The following is a 22,933-nucleotide window of genomic DNA, read 5'->3' as shown; positions in this document are numbered from 1 at the left end:
AGGCCCCCGATGCCCGCCGTCAGCAACGTCCTGGTGGTCGGTGCCGGCCTCGCCGGCGCCGCCACCGCCATCCGCCTGGCCGAGGCCGGCGTCGCCGTCGAGCTGGTCGAGATCAAGCCGGAGGTGACCGCCCTCGGTTCCGGCATCACGCTGCAGGGCAACGCGCTGCGCGAGCTGCGCACCCTCGGCGTGTGGGAGCGGGTGTCCGCCGCCGGGTACGCCTTCGACGTCACCGGCATCCGGGCGCCCGACCCGGCCGGCACCGTCGTCGCGGAGGTCCCCGACGCGAAGACGGGCGGCCCGGACCTGCCCGCCGTCATGGGGATGTCGCGCCCGGAGCTGGCGCGCATCCTCACCGACCGCGCCGCCGAGGTCGGCGTCAAGGTCCGGTTCGGGACGACGCACACCGAGCTGCGCCAGGACGCGACCGGCGTCGACGTCGCCTTCGCCGACGGCTCGACCGGCCGGTACGACCTCGTCGTCGGCGCGGACGGCCTGCGCTCGTGGACCCGCCGGGCGCTCGGCATCGAGCTGGAGACCAGGCCGGTCGGCATGGGCATCTGGCGCGCGTTCGGCCCGCGGCCGGCGAGCGTGACCCGCACCGACCTGTACTACGGCGGGCCGTCGTTCATCGCCGGCTACTGCCCGACCGGGGAGGACTCGCTCTACGCCTACATCGTGGAGCCGGCGCAGGACCGCTCGACGCTCACGCCCGAGGAGCAGCTGGCCACCATGCGCGAGCTCGCCGCGGCCTACCACGGGCCGTGGGACGACGTCCGCGAGACGCTCACCGACCCGTCCCGGGTGAACTACACCTGGTTCGAGACCCACGTGCTGCCCGCCCCGTGGAACCGCGGCCGGGTGGTGCTGGTCGGCGACGCCGCGCACACCTGCCCGCCCACCATCGCCCAGGGCGGCGCGCAGGCGCTCGAGGACGCCTACGCGCTCACCGACCTGCTGCTCACCCGGTCCGCGCTGGACCAGGACCTGTGGGACGCCTTCACCGCCCGCCGCTTCGACCGCGCGAAGACCGTCGTCGACGCCTCCAACCAGCTCGCCCAGTGGCAGCTCGACCACGTGCAGGGCGACATCCCGGGCCTCATGCGCTCGATCGCCCAGCTCGTCGCCCAGCCCGCGTAACCCAGGGAGACCCCATGACCCAGCGCCTGATCACCCACCTGCGGCACGTCGACCTGGCCGTGCCCGACTTCGCCAAGCAGCTCGACTTCTTCTCCGGCACCTGGGGCCTCACGGCCGAGCACTCCGACTCGGGCCTGGCCTTCCTCGCCGCCGAGGGCAGCCCGGAGCAGTACGTCGTCCGGCTGCGCGAGGCCACCGACAAGCGGATCGACCTGATCAGCTTCGGCGCCAAGGACCGGGCCGACGTCGACACCCTGGCCGGGAACCTGGCCCGCGACGGCGTCCAGCTGGTGCACGAGCCGACCGACCTGCAGACCCCCGGCGGCGGCTACGGCTTCCGGTTCTTCGACAACGAGGGCCGCACGATCGAGGTCAGCGCCGACGTCGCCGTGCGGCAGCACCGCGCGGTCGAGGAGGGCGAGTCGATCCCGGTGCGGCTGTCCCACGTGGTCGTCAACTCCGCCGACCCCGAGGGCACCCTGGCCTTCTACGAGAAGCACCTGGCGTTCTCGCTGTCGGACACCCTGATGCACCCGCGGATGGGCAACATGATGTGGTTCATGCGGACCAACGCCTGGCACCACTCGATGGCGATCGCCCGCGGTCCGCACGCCTCGCTGCACCACGCCTCGTTCGAGCTGCGCGGCCTCGACGAGTACATGCGCGGCACCGGCCGGCTGCTGCGCCAAGGCGTGGAGAAGATCTGGGGCCCGGGCCGCCACCTGGCCGGGAACAACACCTTCTCCTACTTCCTCGACCCGCACGGCAACACCGTCGAGTACACGACCGAGCTCGAGGTCCTCGACGAGGACACCTGGCACCCGCACGTCTACGACTTCAGCAACCCCGAGGTCAGCGACCAGTGGGGCACCGCGAACGCGATGAACGAGTTCGTCGCGAGGAAGTCGTTCAACGACCCCGACAAGGGTCTGTTCGTCGCTCCCCCGGTCTGATGCGGTTCGCCACCTGGTCCTCCGGGGGCGCGGTGCGGGCCGGCGTCGTCAGCGACCTCCCCGACGGCACGGCCGGCCTGCACGCCCTGCCGGAGGGGACGACGGTCCTCGACCTGGTCCGCGCCGGCCTGCCCGCCGCGCTGTCGGCCGGCGAGGAGGCGCTGCGCGGCCCGGCCGTGCCGCTGGGGTCGGTCCGCCTGCTGCCGCCGCTGGAGGCGCCGACCGTGCGCGACTTCGTCGCGTTCGAGGAGCACGTCGAAGGCGTGCGCAAGGCGATCGACGGCGTCGCCGGCGTGGTCGACGAGTGGTACCAGGCGCCGACGTTCTACTTCACCAACCCGTACGCGCTGGTCGGCGCGCACGACGACGTCGCGGTGCCGCCGGGCTCGCAGCGGTTCGACTTTGAGCTGGAGGTGGCGGTCGTCGTCGGCCGGGACGGCGCCTCGCTGACGCCGGAGCAGGCCCGCGAGCACGTCTTCGGCTACACGGTGCTCAACGACTGGTCCGCGCGCGACCTGCAGGCCCGGGAGATGAAGGTCAACCTCGGCCCGGCCAAGGGCAAGGACTCCGCCACCACGCTCGGCCCGTGGCTGGTCACCGCCGACGAGCTGGAGCCCTTCCGGGACGACGAGGGCTTCCTCGCGCTGGACATGCGGGTGTCGGTGAACGGCACCGAGGTCGGCCAGGACCTGCTGTCCAACATGGGCTGGCCGTTCGAGGAGCTCGTCTCCTACGCCTCCCGCGGCACCGAGGTCCGCGCCGGCGACGTGCTCGGCTCGGGGACCTGCGGCAACGGCGGCTGCCTGGCCGAGCTGTGGGGCCGCCGCGGCGAGGCCGCTCCCCCGCCGCTGCGGCCCGGCGACGTCGTGGAGATGACCGTCGAGGGCATCGGCACCATCCGCAACCGGGTGGTCGAGGGCGTCGACCTGCCGCCGGTGCCGGCCGCCCGGCCGCGGCCGCGCACCCGCAAGCGCCCGGCGTGAGCCTGACCGGCCGGGTCGTCGTCGTCACCGGCGCGGCCCAGGGGCAGGGCGCGGCCGAGGCCCGGCTGCTGGCCGCCGAGGGCGCGACCGTCGTCGCCACCGACGTGCAGGACGGCCCCGCCGAGGACCTCGGCGGGGCGGCCTACCGGCGGCTCGACGTCACCGACGCCGCCGGCTGGGCCGCGCTGGCCGGGGACCTCCGCGCCGAGCACGGCCGGGTGCACGGGCTGGTCGCCAACGCCGGGGTCACCTGGCGGGCGCGGCTGGCCGACCTCGACCCCGCCGACCTCGCCCGGGTGTGCGAGGTCAACGTCACCGGGACGCTGCTCGGCATCCAGGCGCTCACCCCGCTGATGACCGGCGGCGGCTCGGTCGTCGTCGTCGGCTCGGTGGCCGCGCTGACCGGGCACTTCCCGGTCGCCTACACCGCGTCCAAGTGGGCGCTGCGCGGGCTGGCCAAGGCGGCCTGCCTGGAGCTCGGCCCGCGCGGCATCCGGGTCAACACGATCCACCCCGGCTACGTCGAGACGCCGATGACCGCCTCGGCGGCGCCGGCCTTCCGCGCCGCCAACGTCGCCGAGACCCCGCTCGGCCGCACCGGCACCGTCGACGAGGTGGCGCCGCTGGTCGCCTTCCTGCTCGGCGACGGCGCCTCGTTCATCACCGGCGCCGAGATCCCCGTCGACGGCGGGATGACCGCCCACGGCGGCGTGAAGTCGATCAGCGACGCCGTGTCCGCCGCGGCGCCGGCCGCATCCTGAGAGGAACCGCCCCGTGTTCGAGTACTTCCCCACCGGTCCCTACACCTGGAACCTCGGCGTCGTCGCCACGCTGAACTCCGGCGGCCTCATCGACGAGGTCGACCGCGCCTGCCGGCCGATCAAGGACGCCGCGAACGCCGGCGAGGACGCCGGGACGCCGGACTTCCTGCGCGCCTGGACCGCGCTGACCGACCAGCTCGTCGGCCAGGCGGAGGCGGCCGAGAAGGCCGGGCACGTGCGCACCGCCGGGCAGCTGTGGTTCCGCGCCAGCAACTACCTCGCGCAGGCCGAGCGGATGCTCGCCCACTCCGACCCGAACCGGGTGCCCACCTACCGGCGGATGCTGGAGATCGCGCAGAAGGCGTTCGACACGCACAGCCCGCGCGTCTCCCGCGTCGCGGTCCCCTACGAGGGGACGACGCTGCCGGCCTACTTCTCCCAGGCGCCGGCCGCCGACGACGGCCCGGTCCCGGTGGTGGTGCTGGTCAACGGGCTGGACTCCACCAAGGAGCACATGTACGCCTCGAACCACTGGGAGGAGCTGGCCGCGCGCGGCATCTCCTGCCTGATGCTCGACCAGCCCGGCACCGGCGAGGCGCTGCGCCTGCAGGGGCTCACCGCGCGGGTCGACACCGAGGCGTGGGCCGGCGCCGCCGTCGACTGGCTGGAGCAGCGGTCCGACGTCGACGCCTCCCGCATCGGCATCGTCGGCTGGTCGCTGGGCGGCTACTACGCCCCGCGGGCCGCCGCGTTCGAGCCGCGGTTCGCACTGTGCGTGGCGTGGGGCGCCAACCACGACTGGGGCGCGGTGCAGCGGCGCCGCCGTCAGCGCGAGGGCGAGCGGCCGGTGCCGCACTACTGGGAGCACGTCCTGTGGGTGTGGGGCGTCGACGGCGACGAGGACCACCTCGACGCGTTCCTCGACTTCGCCGACCAGGTGACCCTCGAGGGCGTCGTCGAGCGGATCCGCGTGCCGTTCCTCGTCGCGCACGGGGCCAACGACCGGCAGATCCCGCTGGAGATGGCGCACCGGTCCCACGACCAGGCGGTCAACTCGCCCAAGCGGGAGCTGCGGGTGTTCACGCCCGAGGAGGGCGCGACCGAGCACATCGGCCTGGACCACCTGCCGTTCGTGAGCACCTTCATCGCCGACTGGGTGGCCGACACCTTCGCCGAGCTGGGCGCCCAGCGGGCCTGACCCCGCCGGTCGACGACCTGCTGCCGTCTCCGGGGCGCCGAGACGGCAGCAGGTCGACACCGGGTGCGCGAGTGGTCAGCGACGGGGGTCTCCGGTGCCCGATGACCCCGGCGACCGGCCACTCGGCGACGACCGGGCGCTACGCCACCTGGAACGAGCGCTTCGCGAGGCCGATGAAGAAGCCGTCGATCGCGGTGGTGACGCCGGCCGTCGGATCGGTCGCGGCGCCGAGGGTGACGAACAGCGGCGTGAAGTGCTCGACCGTCGGGTGGGCGTAGCGCAGGCCGGGCGCCCGGAGCCGGAAGCGGGCGAGCTCCTCGACGTCGCCCCGGGCGAGCGCGTCGGCGGCCCAGGCGTCGAAGTCCGCCGACCAGCCGGGGACGGCGCCGCCGAGCATCTCGCGGGTCAGGTACGGCAGGCCGTGGGTCATGAAGCCCGACCCGACCACCAGCACGCCCTGCTCGCGCAGCGGCCGCAGCCGCTCCCCCAGCGCCAGCAGCGTCGCCGTGTCGTGCGTCGGCAGGCTCAGCTGCAGCACCGGGACGTCGGCCTCCGGGTACATGACCTTCAGCGGCACCCACGCGCCGTGGTCGAGGCCCCGGCCGCGGTGCTCGTACACGTGCGCCGCCTCCGGCAGGACGGCGAGCAGCTGCCGCGCCAGCTCGCCGGACTCCGGGGTGTCGTAGCGCATCCGCGAGTACATCGGGTCGAACCCGCCGAAGTCGTAGACGAGCTCGGTGGGCACGGTGCTGGTGATGCCGAGGGAGTCGGACTCCCAGTGCGCGCTGACGATGAGCACCGCCCGCGGCCGGGGCAGTGCCCGGGCCCAGGCGGCCAGCTCGCGCATCCAGGCGGCGTCCTCGAACAGCGGCGGCGCGCCGTGGCTGAGGTAGAGCGCCGGCAGCGGGCCGTCGTCCGGCGTCCAGGGGCGGTGCTGCCCCAGCCCGGCGACGTGCCGCAGGTGCGCGGCGAAGGGGTGCCGGGGGTCGACGAGCGCGTCCGCGGCGGCGGTGGGGTGCACGGGTCAGCCCGCCAGCGGGAGGTCGAGGGTGTGCAGGTCCAGGGTGTGCAGGTCCAGGGTGTGCTGGGTGTGGTCGCGCTTGACGGCGAGGTAGCGGGCGTTGGCCGCCGACAGGTGGACGCCGGTGGGCACCCGCTCGGTGACCGCGACGCCGAGCAGCTCGAGCTGCGCGGCCTTGTCGGGGTTGTTCGACAGCAGCCTGACCCGGTCGGCGCCGAGCGCCTGCAGCATCTGCGTGGCGGCCGTGTAGTCGCGCTCGTCCTCGCCGCGGCCCAGCGCCCGGTTGGCCTCGTAGGTGTCCAGGCCGGCGTCCTGCAGCGCGTAGGCGTCGAGCTTGGCGTACAGGCCGATGCCGCGGCCCTCCTGGCGCAGGTACAGCAGGAAGCCGCCCTCGTCCGCGATCCGCTCGGCGGCCTCGCGAAGCTGCGGGCCGCAGTCGCAGCGCTGCGAGCCGAGGACGTCGCCGGTGAGGCACTCGCTGTGCGGGCGCACCAGCGGCGCCTGCCCGCCGGCCGCCGAGCGGGTCAGCGCGCCGCGCCAGTCGCCGAGACCCAGCAGCAGGTGCTCCCGGCCGTCGGCCAGCCCGTCGAAGGTCACCACCTCGGCCGTCGTGGCGTACCCGTCGGCGAAGCGCAGCGGCACGGTCACCCGGGTGCGCACCGTCGCCGAGGGGACCGGGGACACCAGGTCCGGGTCGAGGGAGAGGGTCACTGCGGCCTCCACGTCACTTGTACCTACAACCGATGACCCTAGTCCCCGTTGGTTGAAGCGACAAGCACCCGGGTGGGACGATGTCGTCGTGGGACCCCGGTGGCTGGACGACGACGAGATGCGGGCCTGGCTGCGCCTGGTCGCCGTCGTCGAGCTGCTGCCCGGCGTGCTGGACGGCCAGCTCCGCCGCGACGCCGGGCTGACCCACTTCGACTACCACGTGCTCGCGATGCTGTCCGAGGCGCCGGAGCGCACGCTGCGGATGACCGAGCTGGCCACCCGCACCAACGCCACGCTCCCCCGCCTGTCGCACGTCGTGCGGCGGCTGGAGGAGCGCGGCCTGGTCGAGCGGGCGCCGTGCCCCTCCGACGGGCGGGCCACCAACGCCCGGCTCACCGACGCCGGCTGGACCAAGGTCCGCGAGACCGCGCCCGGGCACCTGGCGACGGTGCGCGAGCACGTGATCGACGCGCTGACGCCGGAGCAGGTCGGCCAGCTCGCCGACGTCGCCGGGGCGCTCCTGGAACGGCTCGACCCGGACGGCCGCCTGGCCACGGGCCTGGCGGCGGCGGAGGCGCGCGGCCGGGACCGGTGAGTCCGCGGCCGCCGCGGAGTCAGCCGGCGACGCGGGTGGCCATGCCGGTGTAGTCGACGACCAGGCCGTCGCCGTCGACGGTGAGCTCGAAGGCGCCGTGCGCGTCGTCGGAGTACCGCCACCGCAGCGGGCCCAGCCGGCGGTAGGTCTGGTCGACCCGCGTCACCCCGAGCGCCGGCACGTCGACCCAGGCGACCGGCGTCGTCGCCTCCTCGCCGACGCCGAGGCCCGCCAGCCGCCGGATCGGGAAGGTGTTGGTCAACGGAGTGGCGGCGACGTCGACGTCCACACACCCGTCGAGCTCCGGGGCGCGCTCGCCGTCGACGGTCCACCGGCGGTGGTCGTCCGCCGACAGGGCCAGCCGGCGCTCTCCGGCGGCGGACACCGACGAGACCTCGACCGCGCGGGTGGCCCACGTCTCGTCGAGCCGCACGCGGAACGTGCAGGCGAGGACGGTCCCCGGGCCCGCGAGGACCTCGGTGCCGTGGAGCAGCCAGCCGCCGTCCCGCCGCTCGACGCGGGCCAGGCTGTGCCCGGCGTCCTCGTCGGTCCGCCGCCACGCCACCACCCGGGGGTCCATGCGCGGAGGCTAGGCCCGGCCACCGACGGACTCAGGCGGTGCGGGCGCCCTCCCACAGGTCGATGCCGGCGTCGACGGCGTGCCGGTCGATGCGGGCGAGCTCCTCGTCGCTGAAGTCCCGCCGCTCGAGCGCGCCGACGTTCTGCTCGAGCTGGGCGACGCTGCTGGCGCCGATGAGCACGCTGGTCACCCGCGGGTCGCGCAGCGCCCAGGCCAGCGCCATCTGCGCCAGCGACTGCCCGCGTTCTGCCGCCAGCTCGCCCAGCGCGCGGACGTGCGTGATCGCCTCGTCGGTGAGCAGGTCCGGCGACAGCGACTTGCCCTGGCTGGCCCGCGAGCCCTCGGGGATGCCGCCGAGGTACTTGTCGGTGAGCATCCCCTGCGCCAGCGGCGAGAACGCGATGCAGCCGGCGCCGACGTCGGCGAGGGTGTCGAGCAGGCCCTCGGTCTCGATCCAGCGGTTGAGCATCGAGTAGCTGGGCTGGTGGATCAGCAGCGGCGTGCCGAGGTCGGCGAGGATCGCGGCGGCCCTCGCGGTGTCCTCCGGCGAGTAGGAGGAGATGCCGGCGTAGAGCGCCCTCCCCGACCGGACGGCGGTGTCCAGCGCCCCCATCGTCTCCTCGAGCGGCGTCGTCGGGTCCGGCCGGTGCGAGTAGAAGACGTCGACGTAGTCCAGGCCCATCCGCCGCAGCGACTGGTCGAGGCTGGCGAGCACGTACTTCCGCGAGCCGCCGCCCTGGCCGTAGGGGCCGGGCCACATGTCCCAGCCGGCCTTGGTGGAGAGCACCAGCTCGTCGCGGTAGGGGCGGAAGTCGTCGCGCAGGTGGCGGCCGAAGTTGGTCTCCGCGCTGCCGTAGGGCGGGCCGTAGTTGTTGGCCAGGTCGAAGTGCGTGATGCCCAGGTCGAAGGCCCGGCGGAGGATGGCGCGCTGGCGGTCCAGCGGCACGTCGTCGCCGAAGTTGTGCCACAGCCCCAGGCTGATCGCCGGGAGGTCCAGGCCGCTGCGGCCGGTCCGGCGGTAGGTCATCGAGTCGTAGCGTCCCTCGGCTGCGGCATACGTCATGACGACGATCCTGCCCGGCACGCGGGGAGCCGAACCGGGCGCCCCGGGTGACGCAGCGCCGGGCCCTCCCCCGGGAGGGGGCGGGACCCGGCTGCACCGGGGCGACGGCGAGGACGATCACCGGCGCGGGGGCCCGTCCGCCCGACCCGGAGGGAGGGGCCGCGATGCCCTTCTTCGACGGCACCCGGGGCCGCGTGCACCACGACGCCTGGCTCCCCGACGGCGAGGCCCGCGCCGTCGTCGTCCTCCACCACGGCGACTTCGGCGAGCACCTGGGCCTCTACGCGCCCCTCGGCCGGCGGCTGGCCGCCGACGGGATCGCCGTGCACGCCCTGGACGCGATCGGCCACGGCCGCAGCGACGGCGCGCGCGACCTGATGCTCAGCCGGGACGACCAGGCCGACGACCTCCGCACGCTGGCCGCGATCGCCCGGGCCCGGCACCCCGGCCGGCCGCTGGTGCTGACGGGCCACTCCGGCGGGGGCGTGGCCGCGCTGCTGCTGGCCCAGCGGTCCCCCGACCTGGCGGAGGCGCTGGTCGTCTCCGACCCGCCCGCCCTCCCCGTGCCGGTGATCGAGGCGATGCTCGCCGAGGACGCCGGGGAGGTCGAGCCCCCGGACCCGGCGGAGGTGTTCAGCACCCACCCCGGCTACCTGGAGGCGCTGCGCACCGACCCGCTGGTGAACCGCGGGCCGGTGCCCCGGCAGACCCTGGAGGCGGTGGTCCGCTCGTGGGCCGCGGTGGCCGACGGGCTCACCCGGGGCCGGCCCGACGTCCCGACGCTGGTCCTGCACGGCGAGGACGACCCGGTCGTCCCGCTGGAGAACTCCCGGGCGCTGGTCGCGCGGCTGCCGCGGGCGACGCTGCGCACCTTCCCGGGCGACCTGCACGACGTCCTCAACGAGCACGACCGCGACGCCGTGCACGACGTCGTCGCCGCCTTCGTGCTGGCGCAGGTGCGTCCCGCCGTCCGGGCCTGAGGCCGCCGGGCCCCCGGGCACCGGGCCGGCACCGGCCGGATCTAGCGTGCCCGGGTGCCCTCCTCCTCCCCCGGTCCCGGTCCGTCCTCCCCCCAGGCCCGCCCGGGCAGGGGTGTCGTCCTGGTCACCGGGGCGAGCTCCGGGCTCGGCGCGGAGATGGCGCGCCAGTTCGCCGCCCGCGGCTGGGACCTCGCGCTGTGCGCCCGCCGGACCGACCGGCTGGACGCCCTCGCGGACGGGATCCGGACGGCGAGCGGCCGGCGGGTGGAGACGGCGGCGCTCGACGTCACCGACGCCGACGCCGTGCCCGCGGTGTTCCGCCGCTTCGACGAGGCCTTCGGCGGGCTCGACCGGGTGGTCGTCAACGCCGGCCTGGGCAAGGGCGCCCCGCTCGGCACCGGCCGCGCCGACGCCAACCGCGAGACGGCGATGACCAACTTCGTCGGCGCGCTGGCGCAGTGCGAGGCGGCGCTGGAGGTGTTCCGCCGGCAGCGCCGCGGCCACCTGGTGCTCGTCTCGTCGATGTCCGCGCTGCGCGGGATGCGGAGGAGCACGACCACCTACGCGGCCACCAAGGCCGGGGTGGCGGCACTCGCCGAGGGGCTGCGCTCCGAGCGCATCCCCGGCGTCGACGTGTCCGTGGTGTACCCGGGCTACATCCGGTCGGAGATGAACGAGCACGTGCAGCAGGCCACCCGGTTCATGGTGGACACCGGGACCGGCGTGCGCGCGATGGTCGAGGCGATCGAGGCGCGCAGGGCGAAGGCGTACGTGCCGGCCTGGCCGTGGGTGCCGATCGGCGTCGCGATGCGGGTGCTGCCGCTCTCCGTCGTCCGGCGGCTCTCGTGACCGCCACCGACGCGCGCCCGGTCCGGGCCGAGGACGCCTTCGACGTCCCCGCCGTCGCCGCCTGGCTGGCCGCGCACGCCGACCCCGCGCGGGCCGGCGTCGACCTGTCCGCCGTCCCCGAGGTGCGCCAGTTCGCCGGCGGCGTCTCCAACCTGACCTACCTGCTGCGCTACCCCGACGGCGACCTGGTGCTGCGCCGCCCGCCGCGCGGGGAGCACGCCGGCACCGCGCACGACGTCGCCCGCGAGTACCGCGTCCAGGACGCGCTGGGCCGGGTCCTCCCGCACGTGCCGCGCACCGTCGCGCTGTGCGAGGACACCGCCGTCGTCGGGACGCCGTTCTCCGTCGTCCGGCGGGTCGAGGGGCCGATCCCCCGCCGCTCGCTGCCGCCGGGCGTGGACCTCGACCGGGAGCAGGTCGCGCGGCTGTGCCGCAACGTCGTCGACCTGCTGGTCGACCTGCACGCGGTCGACGTGCGGGCCGCCGGGCTGGCCGGCCTCGACCGCGGCCCCGGCTACGTGCGCCGCCAGGTGGAGAACTGGACGAAGCGGTACGCGCGGGCCCGCACGCGGGACGTGCCCGCCTTCGCCCGGGTGACCGCGTGGCTGGCCGAGCACCAGCCCGCCGACCGGCCGCACACGCTGGTGCACAACGACTTCCGGTTCGACAACGTCGTCCTCGACCCGGCCGACCCCACCCGCCCGGTCGGCCTGCTCGACTGGGAGCTGGCCACCGTCGGCGACCCGCTGATGGACCTGGCCAGCGCGCTCGGCTACTGGATCCAGGCCGACGACGGCCCGCTGATGCGCCGGTTCAGCCGCCAGCCCACGACGCTGCCCGGGATGATGAGCCGCGAGCAGGTGGTCGCGTACTACAGCGCGCGGACCGGGCAGCGGGTCACCAACGCCGAGTGGGCCTGGTACGAGGCGTTCGGCCTGTTCCGCGTCGCGGTCATCGCCCAGCAGGTGTGGGCGCGCTACCGGGCGGGGCAGACGACGAACCCGGCGTTCCGCTCCTTCGGCCTCGCCGTCCGGCTGCTCGAGCGGCGCTGCCTGGCGGTGATCCGGCGGGCCGGCCGGCTCACGCCCGACCGCGCCGCGGCGCAGGTCGGCAGTCCGCTGCTCACCCGCCGCCGCATCCGGCCGCGCCGGTGGACGCCGCCGGCGTTCGCCGACCCCGGCCCGACCGCGCCGCTGCGCGTCGCCCGCCGGCTGCCGACCGGCGACTCCGGCCCCGAGGACGTGCTCTTCGACGACGCCGGCCTGGTGGTCACCGGGCTGCGCGACGGCAGCGTCGTGCGGATCGACCCGGTCACCGGCGAGCGGACGCCGGTCGGCCGGACCGGCGGCCGCCCGCTCGGGGTGGAGCCGCGCGCCGACGGCAGCGTGCTCGTCTGCGACCACGACCTCGGGCTGCTGCGGGTGGGCGCCTCGGGCGAGGTGGAGGTGCTGGTGTCCGAGGTCGACGGCGAGCCGGTGACCTTCGCGAGCAACGTCGTCGCGGCGCCCGACGGGACGGTGTGGTTCACGACGTCGACCACCCGGTGGGACGTCGAGCACCACCTCGGTGACTTCTTCGAGCACTCGGCCACCGGGCGGCTGGTGCGGCGGGACCCCGACGGCACGGTGACCACGGTGCTGTCCGGGCTCGGCTTCGCCAACGGGCTGGTGCGGGCGCCCGACGGCTCGCACCTGCTGCTGGCCGAGACCTCCCGCTACCGGGTGCTGCGGCACTGGCTGACCGGGGAGCGCGCGGGCACGACCGAGCCGCTGGTGGAGAACCTGCCCGGCTTCCCCGACAACGCCTCGCTCGGCAGCGACGGGCTGCTGTGGGTGGCGATCGCCGCGCCGCGCAACGCGCTGCTGGACCGGCTGCTGCCGCTGCCGGGCGTGCTGCGGCTGCTGCTGTGGAACGTGCCGGAGCGGGTGCGGCCGGAGGCGACGCCGATCGCCTGGGTGATGGCGTTCGACCCGGCCGACGGCCGCCGGGTGCACGACCTGCGCGCCACCGACGCCGGCTACGGCTTCGTCACCGCGGTCGCCGAGCGCGGCGGCACGCTGGTGGCCTCCGGCCTGCACGAGGACGACGTCGTGGTGCTGGAGTCCCCCGGTCAGCGGGCGGTGTAGGGGCCGGTCGGGACGGCGTGGTAGCCCTTCGCGCCGACCGTCCGCGCCAGCTCGCTGCGCGGCGGGCGCCCGGCGGCGAGGGCGTCGAGGGCGGCGCGGAAGTCCCACTCCGGCGTCCAGCCGAGGTCGGCGCGGGCGGCGGCGTTGACGTAGACCCGGTCGATCGACGGGAACAGCCGCCAGCCCAGCCGCTCGTACAGCGCCGGGGCGTCGGGGAAGAGCCGTCCGACGACGGCCGGGGCGTCGGTGCGCAGCTGCACCAGGTCGTCCCGGCCGAACGGCGTGGTGGCGCTGACGACGTAGCGGCCGAACCCGAGCGCCGGCGCGCGGTCGAGGGCGGCGCGGTGGGCGGAGACGACGTCGGCGAGGTCCACCCGCCGGTGCAGCAGCTCGTTGACCTTCGCGTTGTCGTCGGCGTAGGCGCTGCGGACGTCGTCGCTGTCGTCGCCCTCCGGGAAGAAGCGCGAGGTCCGCAGGACGACGACGGGCAGGCCGGTGTCGCGGGCGACGAGCTCGCAGAGGTCCTCGGCGGCGACCTTGGTGGCGCCGTAGACGTTGCGCACCCGCGGCGGCACGGCCTCGGTGACCCACGCGGCGGGCTCGCCGGGCGCGGGGGTCAGCGCGCGGCCGAAGGCGCTGGTCGTGCTGGTGACCACCACCCGCCCGACACCGGCGGCCGCCGCCTCCTCGAGGACGGCCAGGGTGCCGGTGACGTTGGTGTCGACGAACGCCTGCCGGCCGTGCGTGCCGACGTGCGGCTTGTGCAGCGTGGCGGTGTGCAGCACCGCGTCGGCGCCGGCGAGGGCGTCCCGGACCGCGGCGCGGTCGGTGACCGAGGCGACGACGTCGGTCCACGGCGAGGGCAGCAGGTCCAGGCCGGCGACGTCGTCCCCGGCGTCGCGCAGCACGCGGACCAGCGCCTCGCCGAGGTGGCCGGAGCTCCCGGTGACGAGGACACGCACGCCCGCCACCCTGGCACGTCCTCGGCCGGTCCCCGGACGCGGACGGCCGCCCGGTCCTGGTGGACCGGACGGCCGGATCGTGCAGCGCCGGCCCGACAGCCGCCTCTCGGCGAGTGGCCGCTCGCAGCGGCAGGAGGTGAGGCCCGGGGGCATGGACCGGACCGGCACCCTCTCCAACGCACCGTCCGCCGGGACATTCCCGGCCCCGCCTGGTGGGGCGGTGGGGTGGTCGTCGCGATGAGGCCGGTGCCGCAGGACGTGGGCGGCAACGCATCTACAGGGGAGAGCGCAGGTCAGACGACCGCCCGTCGGTCCGCCCCGCGCCCCGGCTGCGCATCCGCACGGGATCCGGGCGACAGCAGCGCCGCCCGGGCGGCGAGGACGGCGGAGCGCTCGGCGAGAGCGGCGGCACGGGCGGCCAGCCGGCGGGCGCGGCGTCGGCGGGCCGCGGCGGCGACCCGGCGGTGGTGCCGCACCGACCGCCGGAGCTCGGCCGCGCGGGCGCCGTCGAGGGTCGCGGTGAGCCAGTCGGTCACGGCGCGCCCCACCCGGTGGGGACCAGCGCCGGGCCGGGCAGCGCCGCGGCCGAGGCGACGACGTGGTCGACCAGCCCGTAGGCGACGGCCTCCTGCGCGGTGAACCAGCGGTCCCGGTCGGAGTCCCGCTCGATCTGCTCCACGGTCTGCCCGGTGTGCAGCGCCTGCAGCTCGTCGAGGTCCCGCTTCAGCCGGCGCAGCGCCTCGGCCTGGACGGCGACGTCGGACTGCGTGCCGCCGAGCCCGCCCGAGGGCTGGTGCACGAGGAACCAGGTGTGCGGCAGCGTGAACCGCTTGCCCGGCGTGCCGGCGGTCAGCAGGAACTGCCCCATCGAGGCCGCCGTCCCGAACGCGTAGGTGGCGACGTCGCAGCCGATCGCCTGCATCGTGTCGAAGACGGCCATCCCGGCGGTCACCGAGCCGCCGGGTGAGTTGACGTAGAGGTGCACGTCGCGTCGCGGGTCGTCGGCCGCGAGCAGCAGCATCTGCGCGCACAGGCGGTTGGCGACGTCGTCGTCCACCTCGCTGCCGAGCACGACGATGCGCTCGCGGAGCAGGCGGTCGGCGACGGCGTCGTGCAAGGACGGGGAGCCGGTCGGGGTCTGCACGGTCGGTACCTCCTGGGCCGCCGGGGTCGGACGGCCGCAGTCAATCGGGAACGCAGCAGGAATGCGCCCCCGAATGGTCCCGTTTCACCATTCGCGCAATTCTTCCGCTGTCGGCGGAATGGCGCGGGCGGCTCGGTCGCCGGCCCGCAGCAGCTGCTCGAACGGCGTGGCCGGATGACCGGTCAGGCCGGGGACGGCGCTGCTCACGGCGGCCATCTCCCCGGCCGCGATCGCGGTGTACGTCGACACCCACGCCTCGACCTGCCAGTCCGGAGCGCCGTAGGAGGCGCGGGAGGCGAAGGCCTCCTCGACGGTCTCCGCGTGGTACCGGACCGGGCGGCCGGTGACGGCGGTGATCGTGGCCGCGACCTCGGCGAGGGTGAGCGCCTCCGGACCGGTGAGGTCGTACGTACGCCCGGCATGGGCGGCGGGCTCGCGGAGCACGGCGACCGCGGCGTCGGCGACGTCGTCCTGGGCGACCGCGGCGACCCGCCCGTCGCCGGCCGGGCCGCGGATCACGCCGTCCTCCCCCACCAGGCCGGGCAGGAAGTCGGCGTAGAGCGCGTCGCGCAGGAACGTGGAGCGCAGCCCGCGGGCGCGGACGTGCTCCTCGGTGGCCCAGTGGTCGCGGGCGAGGGTGAAGGTCGCGTCCGGGGCGGCGCCCTGGAACGACAGGTAGACGAGGTGCCGCACGCCGGCGGCCGCGGCGGCGTCGACGAAGGCGCGGTGCTGGTCGACCCGGTCGGCGGACTCCGACGCCGACACCATGAACACGGTCCCCACGCCCTCCAGCGCCCGGCGGACGGCGTCGCCGTCGGCGTACGGCGCGACGACGGTGGTCGCGCCCGGCAACCGCGGCGCGCGGGACGGATCGCGGACCAGCAGGCGCTGCGGGACGCCGGCGGCGGACAGCCGGCGGGCGACCCGGCCCCCGACCTGTCCGGTCGAGCCGGTGACGGCGACGGGGCTCGGGCTCAACGCGACTCCTCGGGGTGGGTGCGGACGTCGCCCGATCCTCGCCCGGGCGGCGTCCTCGGGCCGCGGCGGCCAGTACCGGGCGCGCCTCGGCGGGGCGGACCGGGCGGCGGACCGGCAGCGGGACGACCGGCGCCGGCGTCCGGCGGGAGGCGAGCACCGCGCAGGTGACGAGGGCGCACGCGAGCCCGACCGCGGCCGACAGCGCCACGGCCACCTGCCCTGCCGCGAGGCCGTGGCCGGTCCACGCGGCGCAGGACCCGGCGCCGAGCCACCACCGCACCGGCGAGAGCCCGGAGACGTCCTGCGTGCGGTCGCGCAGCAGGCCCAGCGGCTGCGGCACCGCGGCGGCGACTCCGACGACCGCGGCCACGGAGGCGAGGACGGCGGCGGCCGCGGCCGGCGCGGCGCCGAGGTCCACCGCGACCAGGCAGCCGCCGGCCACGGCGGTCAGCCCGGCGGCGCCGGAGGCGGTGCGGGCCAGGACCTGCCGGGTGCGCAGCGCCGGCTGGGTGAGCAGCAGGGCGGCGAGCACCGCGGCGTTGCCCGCGCCGACGACGGCGTTGGTGACCACCTGGGCCGGGTCGTGCGCCAGCAGGCCGAACGTCAGCCAGGCCAGGTTCAGCGCGACGGCCAGCCAGCTGCCCGTGGGCGAGAGTCCCCGGGTCCGGCCGTGCCGGCAGGCGAGCCGGACCTGGGGCCAGACGACGGCGATGCTGAGGGTGGACGCGACGATGCCGAGGACGGCGGGCATGGTGGTGCGGGGATCCGTTCAGGAGGACGAGCGCGGGGCGCGGCCACCGGCCGGGAGACGGCGCTCCACCGGGCCGGGTCCCTCGTCACTGAGCGGATCCACGGGTGACCGCACGGGTCATCGGCGCCCGCCGTCCGCAACGGAACCCGATCGGCCGTGATCCTCCTGTGACCTCGCTCGCTGTGACCCCGCTCGCCCCGAGCGGTCCTTCGACCCTGCCCCCGGGCCGCCGGTCGCGGGACGGTCGCTCCATGCGCCAGAAGCTGCGTCCTGTCCGGGCCGGGGTGGCCGCGGTCCTCGGCATCGTCCTGCTCGCCTCGTGCTCCGGCGACGACGGCGGCTCGGGCGACGGCGGGGGCTCCGCAGCCGACTCCCCGGCGACCAGCTCCCCCGCGGAGGACACGGCCGGGGAGGACTTCTGCACCCGGGCAGCCGACCTCGACCAGCGGGTCGAGGCGGCCGTGGACGAGGCCGGCGGCGACACCTCGGTCCCCGACGTCTTCCGTCAGCTCGCCGAGGAGATGCGGGACATCACCGCGCCGGAGGCGATCGCCGACGACTGGGACACCATGCGGACCGGACTGGACCGGATGGCCGACGCGGTGGCCGACCTCGACCTCACCGACGCGGACTCGGTCGCGGCACTGGAGGAGGCAGGGAACGGGCTGGACACGGCGAGCGACGACGTCGAGGCCTACCTGCGCGACGAGTGCGGGATCGGCTGACCCGCGACGGTCAGGACAGCGGCTGCCGGCACTGCGGGCAGGCCCGGTCGGGCAGCGGCTCGCCCTCGGTCAGCAGGCACCCGCCCAGCACGACCTCACCGCGGTCGCTCGCGTCGAACGCCTCCGCGGAGGGCAGCCCGAAGCGGAGCGGGACCGCGCGCGGGGACCCGGCGCAGTCGGGGCAGGACGGGACGGTGCGACGGGTCACGGTCCTCACCGTAGGAACGGCACCGACACTCCCCCGGCGGCGTTCACCCGTCCGGGTGCCCGGTGCCCGCGCGGCGGAACGTGCGTGCGCACGGCCCCGGGTGGGTAGAGCGCCGCACGGACGACCGGGAACCCCCTCCCGGCACCACCGAACCGCAGGAGGAGGCGACGTGTCGCTCCCTCGTCCCCAGGTCCCCGACGTCGACCGCCGCATCGTGGTCGCCTACCAGGAGCTCGGCACCGCCCGCGACGGGTTCCGCGACTCCCCGAGCGGCGAGGGCTTCACGCTGTGCCAGGCGGCCCAGCAGGCGCTCGACGACCTGCTCGACCTCCGGCTGACCCTCACCGCCGCACTGGCCCGGACGGTGCCGACCGCGGCCTGAGCGCCGGCACCACCGCGCCGGCTCACCACCCGAGGTGGACGTCGGCCACGATCCCGACGGCGAGGAGCGCGGCGGCGACGGCGTCGACGGCGGCGCAGAACGGCGGCCACCAGCGGGTGCCGGCCACGAACCCGGTGCGGTGCTGCCAGAGGTCCTTCAGGCCGTGGCCGGCCAGGCCGGCCACGAGCAGCCAGGCCGAGCCGGTCACCCCCGCCGCGGCGACGACGACGAAGACGCCGGCGACGACGGTCTCGACGGCGACGACCCTGCCCCGCCCGTCGGCCACGCTGAACCCGATGTAGACCGCGGCGATCAGGACAAGCCCCATCGAGTAGACGGTGGCGTCGTCGAGCCAGGGGAAGGCCAGCGGCGACGCGGCCTGCAGGCAGCCCCACACCACGCCCCAGGCGATCGGTGCGCGCAGGGCGCGCACCCAGGCGGCCGTCGCCCTGCGGCGCTGCGCGTGCGGCGCGCTCCCGGAGGCGGTCACGCCGTCCTCCCCTCCCTGACGCGACGCCGGTCCGACCGCGGGTCAGCGTCCGGCGCGGGTGAGCCGCCTGGCGCGCCCGGCGACCACCGGCGCGGTCAGCCCGATCGCGCCGCGCACGGCGCGGGGGAGACGTGGGATCCGGTCGTAGTCGATGCCGCCCCAGGGTGGTCGCGGGTCGTAGTCGACGGCTCGTTGCACCCGGCGGGCGGTGGCCTCGTCGGTCAGGCGGGCGGCGAGGTGCAGTGCCATGTCGATGCCGGCGGAGACGCCGGCGGACGTGACCAGGTCGCCGTCCTCGACCCACCTCCGCTGGTGGTACGTGGCACCCAGGCGCTCCAGGATCCCGGAGTAGAACCAGTTGGTGGTGGCGTCGCGCCCCTCCAGCAGCCCGACCGCGCCGAGGATCAGCGAGCCGGTGCACACCGAGGTGACCAGCTCCGCCGAGGCGGCGGCGGAACGCACGTAGTCGCGGACCCGCGGGTCGCTCATCGCGCGGATGGTGGGCAGCGCGCCGCCGGGCACGAGCACGATCGCCGGGTGCGGGACCTCCCCGAACGTCCGGTCGGGCACCACCGCCACCCCTGCGTCGGTGGGCACGGGCTCGCGACGGGCCCACACGGTCACGGGGCGGTGGCCCGGCGCGAACCCCTGCAGCACGGTCAGCACCTGCAGCGGACCGACGAGGTCGAGCACGGTCAGCCCCGGGTGGAGCACGAAGGCGATGAGCCGCTCGTCCGGCGCGGGTCCGCCGGTGGGGGCGCCACCGGGGTCGCGCAGCGTCCGGGCGAGGTCGTCGTCGGCGAGATCCGGCCCCACCCGGCCGAACGGCGGCTGCGGGTCGTACTCCGCGGACAGCTGGCCCAGCCGTGCGATCGCCCGGCCGCGCAGCCGGGCCAGCAGGAGCAGCGCCAGCTCGATGCCGGCGGTGCCGCCGGCGGCGGTGTGCAGCCGGCCGTCGACGAGCCACCGCTGCCGGGCGGCGATGGCGCCCACCTTCTCCAGCGGCTCCCGGTAGGCCCAGTGCACGGCCGCCCGCGCGCCGCGCAGCAGATCGGCGGCGGCCAGCACGAGCGCCCCGTTGCCGGTGGACCCGACGACCTCCGCCCCGACGGCGGCCGAGCGGACGTAGGACAGCAGCGCCTCGTCCTCCGTCGCGGTGAGGGTGCTCGCCCCGCCACCGGGCACGATCACCGCCCACGGGTCCGGCACCTCGGCGAAGGTGGCGGCCGGCAGCAGCCCCAGCGGCGTGTCGGTGGCCAGCTGCTCGGCGCACTCGCCGACCACGACGGTGCGGTACCGCGCGCCCCCGATGCCGGGGGTCTTCAGCACGGTGAGCGGGCCGATGAGGTCCAGCGGCGTCACGCCGGGGTGGACCGGGAACGCGAGGACCTCCTCCGTGCCGGACATGGCGGTCTCCTCCCGGTGCTCGGCGTTCAGTGCCGGACGTCGTGGGGGGTCGCCTGCGCGTCGGGCGCACCGCGTGGCCCGGGTACGGGTGCGCTGCTCCTCGCGGCGGCGTCGACCACGTGGGCGGCGTCGTCGGCGACGAAGCCCAGCAGCGCCGAGCCGCGGGTGTGCTGCCAGGACAGGCCGAGGAAGTACAGCCCGGGGACGTCGGTGATCCCGCGGGTGTGGACCACACGGCCGTCGCGCAGGACTCCCGGGACGTCGATCCAGGAGTGGTCGGGCCGGTAGCCGGTCGCCCACACGACGACGCCCACCTCCCCGCTGGTGCCGTCGGCGAACCGCACCGTGCGGCCGGCGGCGTCGGCCAGCCGCGGCCGGAACCGGACACCCGCCCGCAGCAGGCCCCGCCGGCTGCTGCCGATCAGGAACTCGCCGCGGGACTGCATCCGCCGGCCGAGCCGGGAACCGGCGGGCACCCGCATCAGCCGCAGCCGGGTCAGCCACCAGAACAGGTCGCGGCCGAGCAGCCGCTGCGGCAGCGCCGGGTACGCCGCGCCGACCGACAGCTGCACCGGCCGGGTCCGGGCCAGCTCCTCGGCGATCTGGAAGCCGGAGTTGCCGCCGCCGACGACCAGCACGGGCCCCTCGGGCAGAGCGTCGGGGCTGCGGTACCCGGAGCTGTGCAGCTGGGTCACCGACCCGTCCAGCCCGGCGGACAGCGGCGGGACGAACGGGGTCTGGAACGGTCCGGTGGCCACGATGACCTGCCGGGCGCTGTAGGTCCCCGCGGCGGTGCTGATCCGGAACCCGGCACCGGTGCGCTGCAGCCCGGTCACCCGCGCGTCCAGCCGCACCGGCAGGTCGAAGGCGGCGGCGTAGTCGCGCAGGTAGTCGGCGACCGCCTCCTTGCCCGGGTAGGTGCCGGCCGGTGCCGGGAACGGCAGGCCGGGCAGCGCGTCGTGCTCGGCCGGGGTGAACAGCCGCAGCGACTCCCAGCGCGTGCGCCAGGTGTGCCCGATCTCCGCCGCGGCCTCCAGGACCAGGAAGCGCAGTCCCCGCTCGCGCAGGTGCCAGGCGGCCGCCAGGCCGGCCTGACCGCCGCCCACGACGACGACGTCGAGCGGCTCGGTCGGCGCCGTCACGGCGTCGCTCCCCGGTCCACGGTGAAGCTGAACATCATCCCGGCGTGCATGTGCTCGGCGATGTGACAGTGCGCCATCCACAGGCCGGGGTTGGTGACGTCGAGCAGGAGGTCGACGGTCTGACCGGTCGGGATGAGCACGGTGTCCTTCCACACCAGGTTGGGCTCGGGGGTCCCGTCCCGGGCGAGGACGAGGAAGCGGCCGGCGCCGTGGACGTGGAACGGGTGGTGCATCGGGTGGTCGGAGTCCATCTCGTTGACCAGCCGGATCTTGACCCGCTGACCGACGGTGAAGTGCCAGTCGACGGGGAGCCCGTCGCGGCCGGCGGTGCGGTCCAGCAGCTTCCAGCGCATCGTCTCCGTGGTGGTGGCCCGGTTCGTCTCGGCCATCTCGTCCTCCCACTCGATCCCGTCGGCGGGGGCGGGACCTGGGTGGTGGGTGTGCGCGGCGTCGTGACCCGTCGCCGACGTCTCCGCGGCGTCGGCGCCGTGGCCCGCGTCGTGACCGTGGCCCGCGTCGTGACCGTGGCCCGCGTCGTGACCGTGGCTCCCGCCCGAGGCGGTCGCCATCAGCTTCATGCCGCACTTCGGGCAGCGCCCCGGCTGGTCGCTGACCACCTCGGGGTGCATCGGGCAGGCGTAGGTCGCCGGTCCCGCCGTCGCGGGCGCGGCCCGGTCGTCCATCTCGGCGACGATCGCGAGGACCTCGTCGGGCGCCGCGGCCAGCCACGCACCGAGCTGCTCCCGCTCGGCCACCAGCTCCGGCGCAGTCCGCAGCGCCTCGAACCGCTCGGCCAGCGGCGGCTCGGCGACCTCGCCGGTGACGGTGATCGTCGCCAACCGGTAGGTCCGGTTCGGGGTGCGGTGCTCCAGTGCGAACTCGCCCGCCCGGTCGAACAGCACGTCCACGACCGCCCGCTCCGACGGGGCCAGCACGACGTCGGCGACGAACTCCTCGTGCTCCACCCGGCCGCTGTCGCCGCCGACGAGCTTCATCCGGGCACCGGGCACGGCCACCCGGAAGACCCGGCTGTTGGCCGTGTCGGTCAGCCACAGCCGGACGACCTCGCCGGTCCGTGCGGTGAACGCCGGGTCGGTCTCCCCGCCGGTGAGCATCACGTTGCCGTAGCGGCCCATCGCCGCGTAGTTGGTCTCGGTGCGGCTGAACGGGGCGATCGCGCCGTCCTCGAGCAGCAGGTCGTCGAGGGTCAGCACCACGTCGCGGTGCGCCGGCGGCCAGTAGTCCGGCTCGGCCGGGTCGACCAGGATGCTGCCGTAGAGACCCAGCTCCTGGGTGACGTCCTCGCGGACGTGCGGGTGGTACCAGTACAGGCCCGGGTCGGGGAACTGGATGCGGTAGCTGAACTCCCCGCCCGGCGGGATCGGGGTCTGCGTCTCGTGCGGCACGCCGTCGTAGCGGTTCTCCAGGCGCAGCCCGTGCCAGTGCACGGTGGTGTCGAGGTCGGTGCCGTTGACGACGTGCACGACGACCTCCGAGCCCTGCCGGACCCTCAGCGTGGGACCGGGGATCGAGCCGTTGTAGGCCAGCATCCGCACCGTGCTGTTCCCGATCCGCTTGGCGACCGGAGCCGGGCGCAGCCGCAGCTCCTCGCCGTTCCGCAGCTCGATCACCTCGGGCGCGACGGCCTCGGGCAGGTCGGTGAGGTCGGTGGAGAGGAAGGTGTCCACGGGACGTCCTCCTGTCGGTGAGCGTGGAGCCTCAGCTCCGGGTGCCGCCGGCGACGTGAGGGGATCCGAGGGAGTCCGCGGCGCCGCGTGCACCGG

24 protein-coding genes and 1 pseudogene are annotated in these 22,933 nt (G+C 75.8%); 11 read left to right on the top strand and 14 right to left on the bottom strand.

Going from position 1 to position 22,933, the window contains the following annotated elements:
- Positions 1-9 precede the first annotated feature (9 nt).
- From ACI8AK_RS18700 to ACI8AK_RS18680, 5 genes are read left to right on the top strand one after another with little or no spacing between them, the layout of a single operon-like run.
- Complete coding sequence (locus ACI8AK_RS18700) at positions 10-1,140, top strand: FAD-dependent oxidoreductase (protein WP_456949395.1); 1,131 nt, start codon at positions 10-12, stop codon at positions 1,138-1,140.
- A gap of 14 nt (positions 1,141-1,154) precedes the next feature.
- Positions 1,155-2,093 (top strand): VOC family protein, encoded by a 939-nt coding sequence (locus ACI8AK_RS18695; protein ID WP_456949394.1) that lies wholly within the window; start codon positions 1,155-1,157, stop codon positions 2,091-2,093.
- Entirely contained in the window at positions 2,093-3,076 is a 984-nt protein-coding gene (locus ACI8AK_RS18690; protein ID WP_456949393.1) for a fumarylacetoacetate hydrolase family protein, read from the top strand. The genes ACI8AK_RS18695 and ACI8AK_RS18690 overlap by 1 nt, the downstream gene beginning before the upstream one ends.
- The gene (locus tag ACI8AK_RS18685) at positions 3,073-3,837 is read left to right on the top strand and encodes an SDR family NAD(P)-dependent oxidoreductase (protein ID WP_456957481.1); all 765 of its coding nucleotides are present in this window, start codon (positions 3,073-3,075) and stop codon (positions 3,835-3,837) included. Before ACI8AK_RS18690 ends, ACI8AK_RS18685 begins: the two co-directional genes overlap by 4 nt.
- 13 nt (positions 3,838-3,850) lie before the next feature.
- Positions 3,851-5,035 (top strand): alpha/beta hydrolase family protein, encoded by a 1,185-nt coding sequence (locus ACI8AK_RS18680; protein ID WP_456949391.1) that lies wholly within the window; start codon positions 3,851-3,853, stop codon positions 5,033-5,035.
- A 139-nt stretch (positions 5,036-5,174) separates the two neighbouring features.
- On the opposite strand, the gene ACI8AK_RS18675 is transcribed toward ACI8AK_RS18680, so the two are convergent.
- Both ACI8AK_RS18675 and ACI8AK_RS18670 read right to left on the bottom strand, forming a co-directional pair.
- Complete coding sequence (locus ACI8AK_RS18675; RefSeq protein WP_387992722.1) at positions 5,175-6,056, bottom strand: dioxygenase family protein; 882 nt, start codon at positions 6,054-6,056, stop codon at positions 5,175-5,177.
- Positions 6,057-6,059: 3 nt separating this feature from the next.
- Positions 6,060-6,767: a GTP cyclohydrolase II gene (locus tag ACI8AK_RS18670; RefSeq protein ID WP_456957480.1), complete on the bottom strand. Its 708-nt coding sequence runs from the start codon at positions 6,765-6,767 to the stop codon at positions 6,060-6,062.
- An 88-nt stretch (positions 6,768-6,855) separates the two neighbouring features.
- Here ACI8AK_RS18670 and ACI8AK_RS18665 point away from each other — a divergent pair, with 88 nt between their 5' ends.
- The gene (locus ACI8AK_RS18665; RefSeq protein ID WP_387992716.1) at positions 6,856-7,362 is read left to right on the top strand and encodes a MarR family winged helix-turn-helix transcriptional regulator; all 507 of its coding nucleotides are present in this window, start codon (positions 6,856-6,858) and stop codon (positions 7,360-7,362) included.
- A 19-nt stretch (positions 7,363-7,381) separates the two neighbouring features.
- On the opposite strand, the gene ACI8AK_RS18660 is transcribed toward ACI8AK_RS18665, so the two are convergent.
- Positions 7,382-7,942 (bottom strand): putative glycolipid-binding domain-containing protein, encoded by a 561-nt coding sequence (locus ACI8AK_RS18660; RefSeq protein ID WP_456949387.1) that lies wholly within the window; start codon positions 7,940-7,942, stop codon positions 7,382-7,384.
- 31 nt (positions 7,943-7,973) lie between these two features.
- Positions 7,974-9,005 carry an L-glyceraldehyde 3-phosphate reductase gene (gene mgrA, locus ACI8AK_RS18655; RefSeq protein ID WP_456949386.1) on the bottom strand — a complete coding sequence of 344 codons (1,032 nt, stop codon included), beginning with the start codon at positions 9,003-9,005 and terminating at the stop codon, positions 7,974-7,976.
- Positions 9,006-9,169: 164 nt separating this feature from the next.
- Between mgrA and ACI8AK_RS18650 the strand changes: the two genes are divergently transcribed.
- The 3 genes from ACI8AK_RS18650 to ACI8AK_RS18640 are packed head-to-tail and all read left to right on the top strand — an operon-like array spanning position 9,170 to position 12,960.
- Complete coding sequence (locus tag ACI8AK_RS18650; RefSeq protein ID WP_456957478.1) at positions 9,170-9,985, top strand: alpha/beta fold hydrolase; 816 nt, start codon at positions 9,170-9,172, stop codon at positions 9,983-9,985.
- A gap of 54 nt (positions 9,986-10,039) precedes the next feature.
- Positions 10,040-10,834 (top strand): SDR family oxidoreductase, encoded by a 795-nt coding sequence (locus tag ACI8AK_RS18645; protein WP_456957476.1) that lies wholly within the window; start codon positions 10,040-10,042, stop codon positions 10,832-10,834.
- Positions 10,831-12,960: a phosphotransferase gene (locus tag ACI8AK_RS18640; protein ID WP_456949383.1), complete on the top strand. Its 2,130-nt coding sequence runs from the start codon at positions 10,831-10,833 to the stop codon at positions 12,958-12,960. The genes ACI8AK_RS18645 and ACI8AK_RS18640 overlap by 4 nt, the downstream gene beginning before the upstream one ends.
- On the opposite strand, the gene ACI8AK_RS18635 is transcribed toward ACI8AK_RS18640, so the two are convergent.
- From ACI8AK_RS18635 to ACI8AK_RS18615, 5 genes and pseudogenes are all read right to left on the bottom strand, one after another.
- Positions 12,945-13,922 (bottom strand): NAD-dependent epimerase/dehydratase family protein, encoded by a 978-nt coding sequence (locus ACI8AK_RS18635; protein WP_456957474.1) that lies wholly within the window; start codon positions 13,920-13,922, stop codon positions 12,945-12,947. The genes ACI8AK_RS18640 and ACI8AK_RS18635 overlap by 16 nt on opposite strands.
- A 293-nt stretch (positions 13,923-14,215) precedes the next feature.
- Positions 14,216-14,458 (bottom strand): hypothetical protein, encoded by a 243-nt coding sequence (locus ACI8AK_RS18630; RefSeq protein WP_456957473.1) that lies wholly within the window; start codon positions 14,456-14,458, stop codon positions 14,216-14,218.
- Positions 14,455-15,111, bottom strand: a complete 657-nt coding sequence (locus tag ACI8AK_RS18625; RefSeq protein WP_456957508.1) for an ATP-dependent Clp protease proteolytic subunit — start codon at positions 15,109-15,111, stop codon at positions 14,455-14,457. The genes ACI8AK_RS18630 and ACI8AK_RS18625 overlap by 4 nt, the downstream gene beginning before the upstream one ends.
- 39 nt (positions 15,112-15,150) lie before the next feature.
- Complete coding sequence (locus tag ACI8AK_RS18620; RefSeq protein ID WP_456957471.1) at positions 15,151-16,044, bottom strand: SDR family oxidoreductase; 894 nt, start codon at positions 16,042-16,044, stop codon at positions 15,151-15,153.
- 163 nt (positions 16,045-16,207) lie between these two features.
- A pseudogene (locus ACI8AK_RS18615) lies at positions 16,208-16,795 on the bottom strand (SemiSWEET transporter); the annotation flags it as partial.
- 251 nt (positions 16,796-17,046) lie between these two features.
- Here ACI8AK_RS18615 and ACI8AK_RS18610 point away from each other — a divergent pair.
- The gene (locus ACI8AK_RS18610) at positions 17,047-17,520 is read left to right on the top strand and encodes a hypothetical protein (protein ID WP_387992686.1); all 474 of its coding nucleotides are present in this window, start codon (positions 17,047-17,049) and stop codon (positions 17,518-17,520) included.
- 10 nt (positions 17,521-17,530) lie between these two features.
- Here the strand turns inward: ACI8AK_RS18610 and ACI8AK_RS18605 are convergent, their stop codons facing one another.
- Complete coding sequence (locus ACI8AK_RS18605; protein ID WP_456957469.1) at positions 17,531-17,728, bottom strand: hypothetical protein; 198 nt, start codon at positions 17,726-17,728, stop codon at positions 17,531-17,533.
- Positions 17,729-17,897: 169 nt separating this feature from the next.
- On the opposite strand from ACI8AK_RS18605, the gene ACI8AK_RS18600 reads away from it, so the two are divergent.
- A complete protein-coding gene (locus tag ACI8AK_RS18600) occupies positions 17,898-18,110 on the top strand; it encodes a hypothetical protein (protein ID WP_387992680.1) in 213 nt (70 codons plus the stop codon).
- A gap of 22 nt (positions 18,111-18,132) precedes the next feature.
- Here the strand turns inward: ACI8AK_RS18600 and ACI8AK_RS18595 are convergent, their stop codons facing one another.
- Genes ACI8AK_RS18595 through ACI8AK_RS18580 form a run of 4 tightly spaced genes read right to left on the bottom strand, consistent with a single transcriptional unit; the run spans position 18,133 to position 22,837 of the window.
- Entirely contained in the window at positions 18,133-18,600 is a 468-nt protein-coding gene (locus ACI8AK_RS18595) for a hypothetical protein (RefSeq protein WP_456957467.1), read from the bottom strand.
- Between the two features lie 42 nt (positions 18,601-18,642).
- On the bottom strand, positions 18,643-20,007 hold the full coding sequence (locus ACI8AK_RS18590; RefSeq protein WP_456957465.1) for a DJ-1/PfpI family protein: 1,365 nt from the start codon (positions 20,005-20,007) through the stop codon (positions 18,643-18,645).
- A gap of 26 nt (positions 20,008-20,033) precedes the next feature.
- Positions 20,034-21,149, bottom strand: coding sequence for a flavin-containing monooxygenase (locus ACI8AK_RS18585; protein WP_456903493.1), 1,116 nt, complete (start codon positions 21,147-21,149; stop codon positions 20,034-20,036).
- Positions 21,146-22,837, bottom strand: coding sequence for a multicopper oxidase domain-containing protein (locus ACI8AK_RS18580; protein ID WP_456957463.1), 1,692 nt, complete (start codon positions 22,835-22,837; stop codon positions 21,146-21,148). The genes ACI8AK_RS18585 and ACI8AK_RS18580 overlap by 4 nt, the downstream gene beginning before the upstream one ends.
- Positions 22,838-22,933 lie beyond the last annotated feature (96 nt).

This window comes from Geodermatophilus sp. SYSU D00867 (genome assembly GCF_054050315.1).
This window is presented reverse-complemented; position numbering and strand designations above follow the sequence as displayed.

Excerpts from the sequence above, each read along its gene's own strand:
- ACI8AK_RS18590 (WP_456957465.1), bottom strand. The coding sequence starts at position 20,007 with ATGTCCGGCACGGAGGAGGTCCTCGCGTTCCCGGTCCACCCCGGCGTG.
- ACI8AK_RS18700 (WP_456949395.1), top strand. The coding sequence starts at position 10 with ATGCCCGCCGTCAGCAACGTCCTGGTGGTCGGTGCCGGCCTCGCCGGC.
- ACI8AK_RS18690 (WP_456949393.1), top strand. The coding sequence starts at position 2,093 with ATGCGGTTCGCCACCTGGTCCTCCGGGGGCGCGGTGCGGGCCGGCGTC.
- mgrA (WP_456949386.1), bottom strand. The coding sequence starts at position 9,005 with ATGACGTATGCCGCAGCCGAGGGACGCTACGACTCGATGACCTACCGC.
- ACI8AK_RS18610 (WP_387992686.1), top strand. The coding sequence starts at position 17,047 with ATGCGCCAGAAGCTGCGTCCTGTCCGGGCCGGGGTGGCCGCGGTCCTC.
- ACI8AK_RS18695 (WP_456949394.1), top strand. The coding sequence starts at position 1,155 with ATGACCCAGCGCCTGATCACCCACCTGCGGCACGTCGACCTGGCCGTG.
- ACI8AK_RS18650 (WP_456957478.1), top strand. The coding sequence starts at position 9,170 with ATGCCCTTCTTCGACGGCACCCGGGGCCGCGTGCACCACGACGCCTGG.
- ACI8AK_RS18660 (WP_456949387.1), bottom strand. The coding sequence starts at position 7,942 with ATGGACCCCCGGGTGGTGGCGTGGCGGCGGACCGACGAGGACGCCGGG.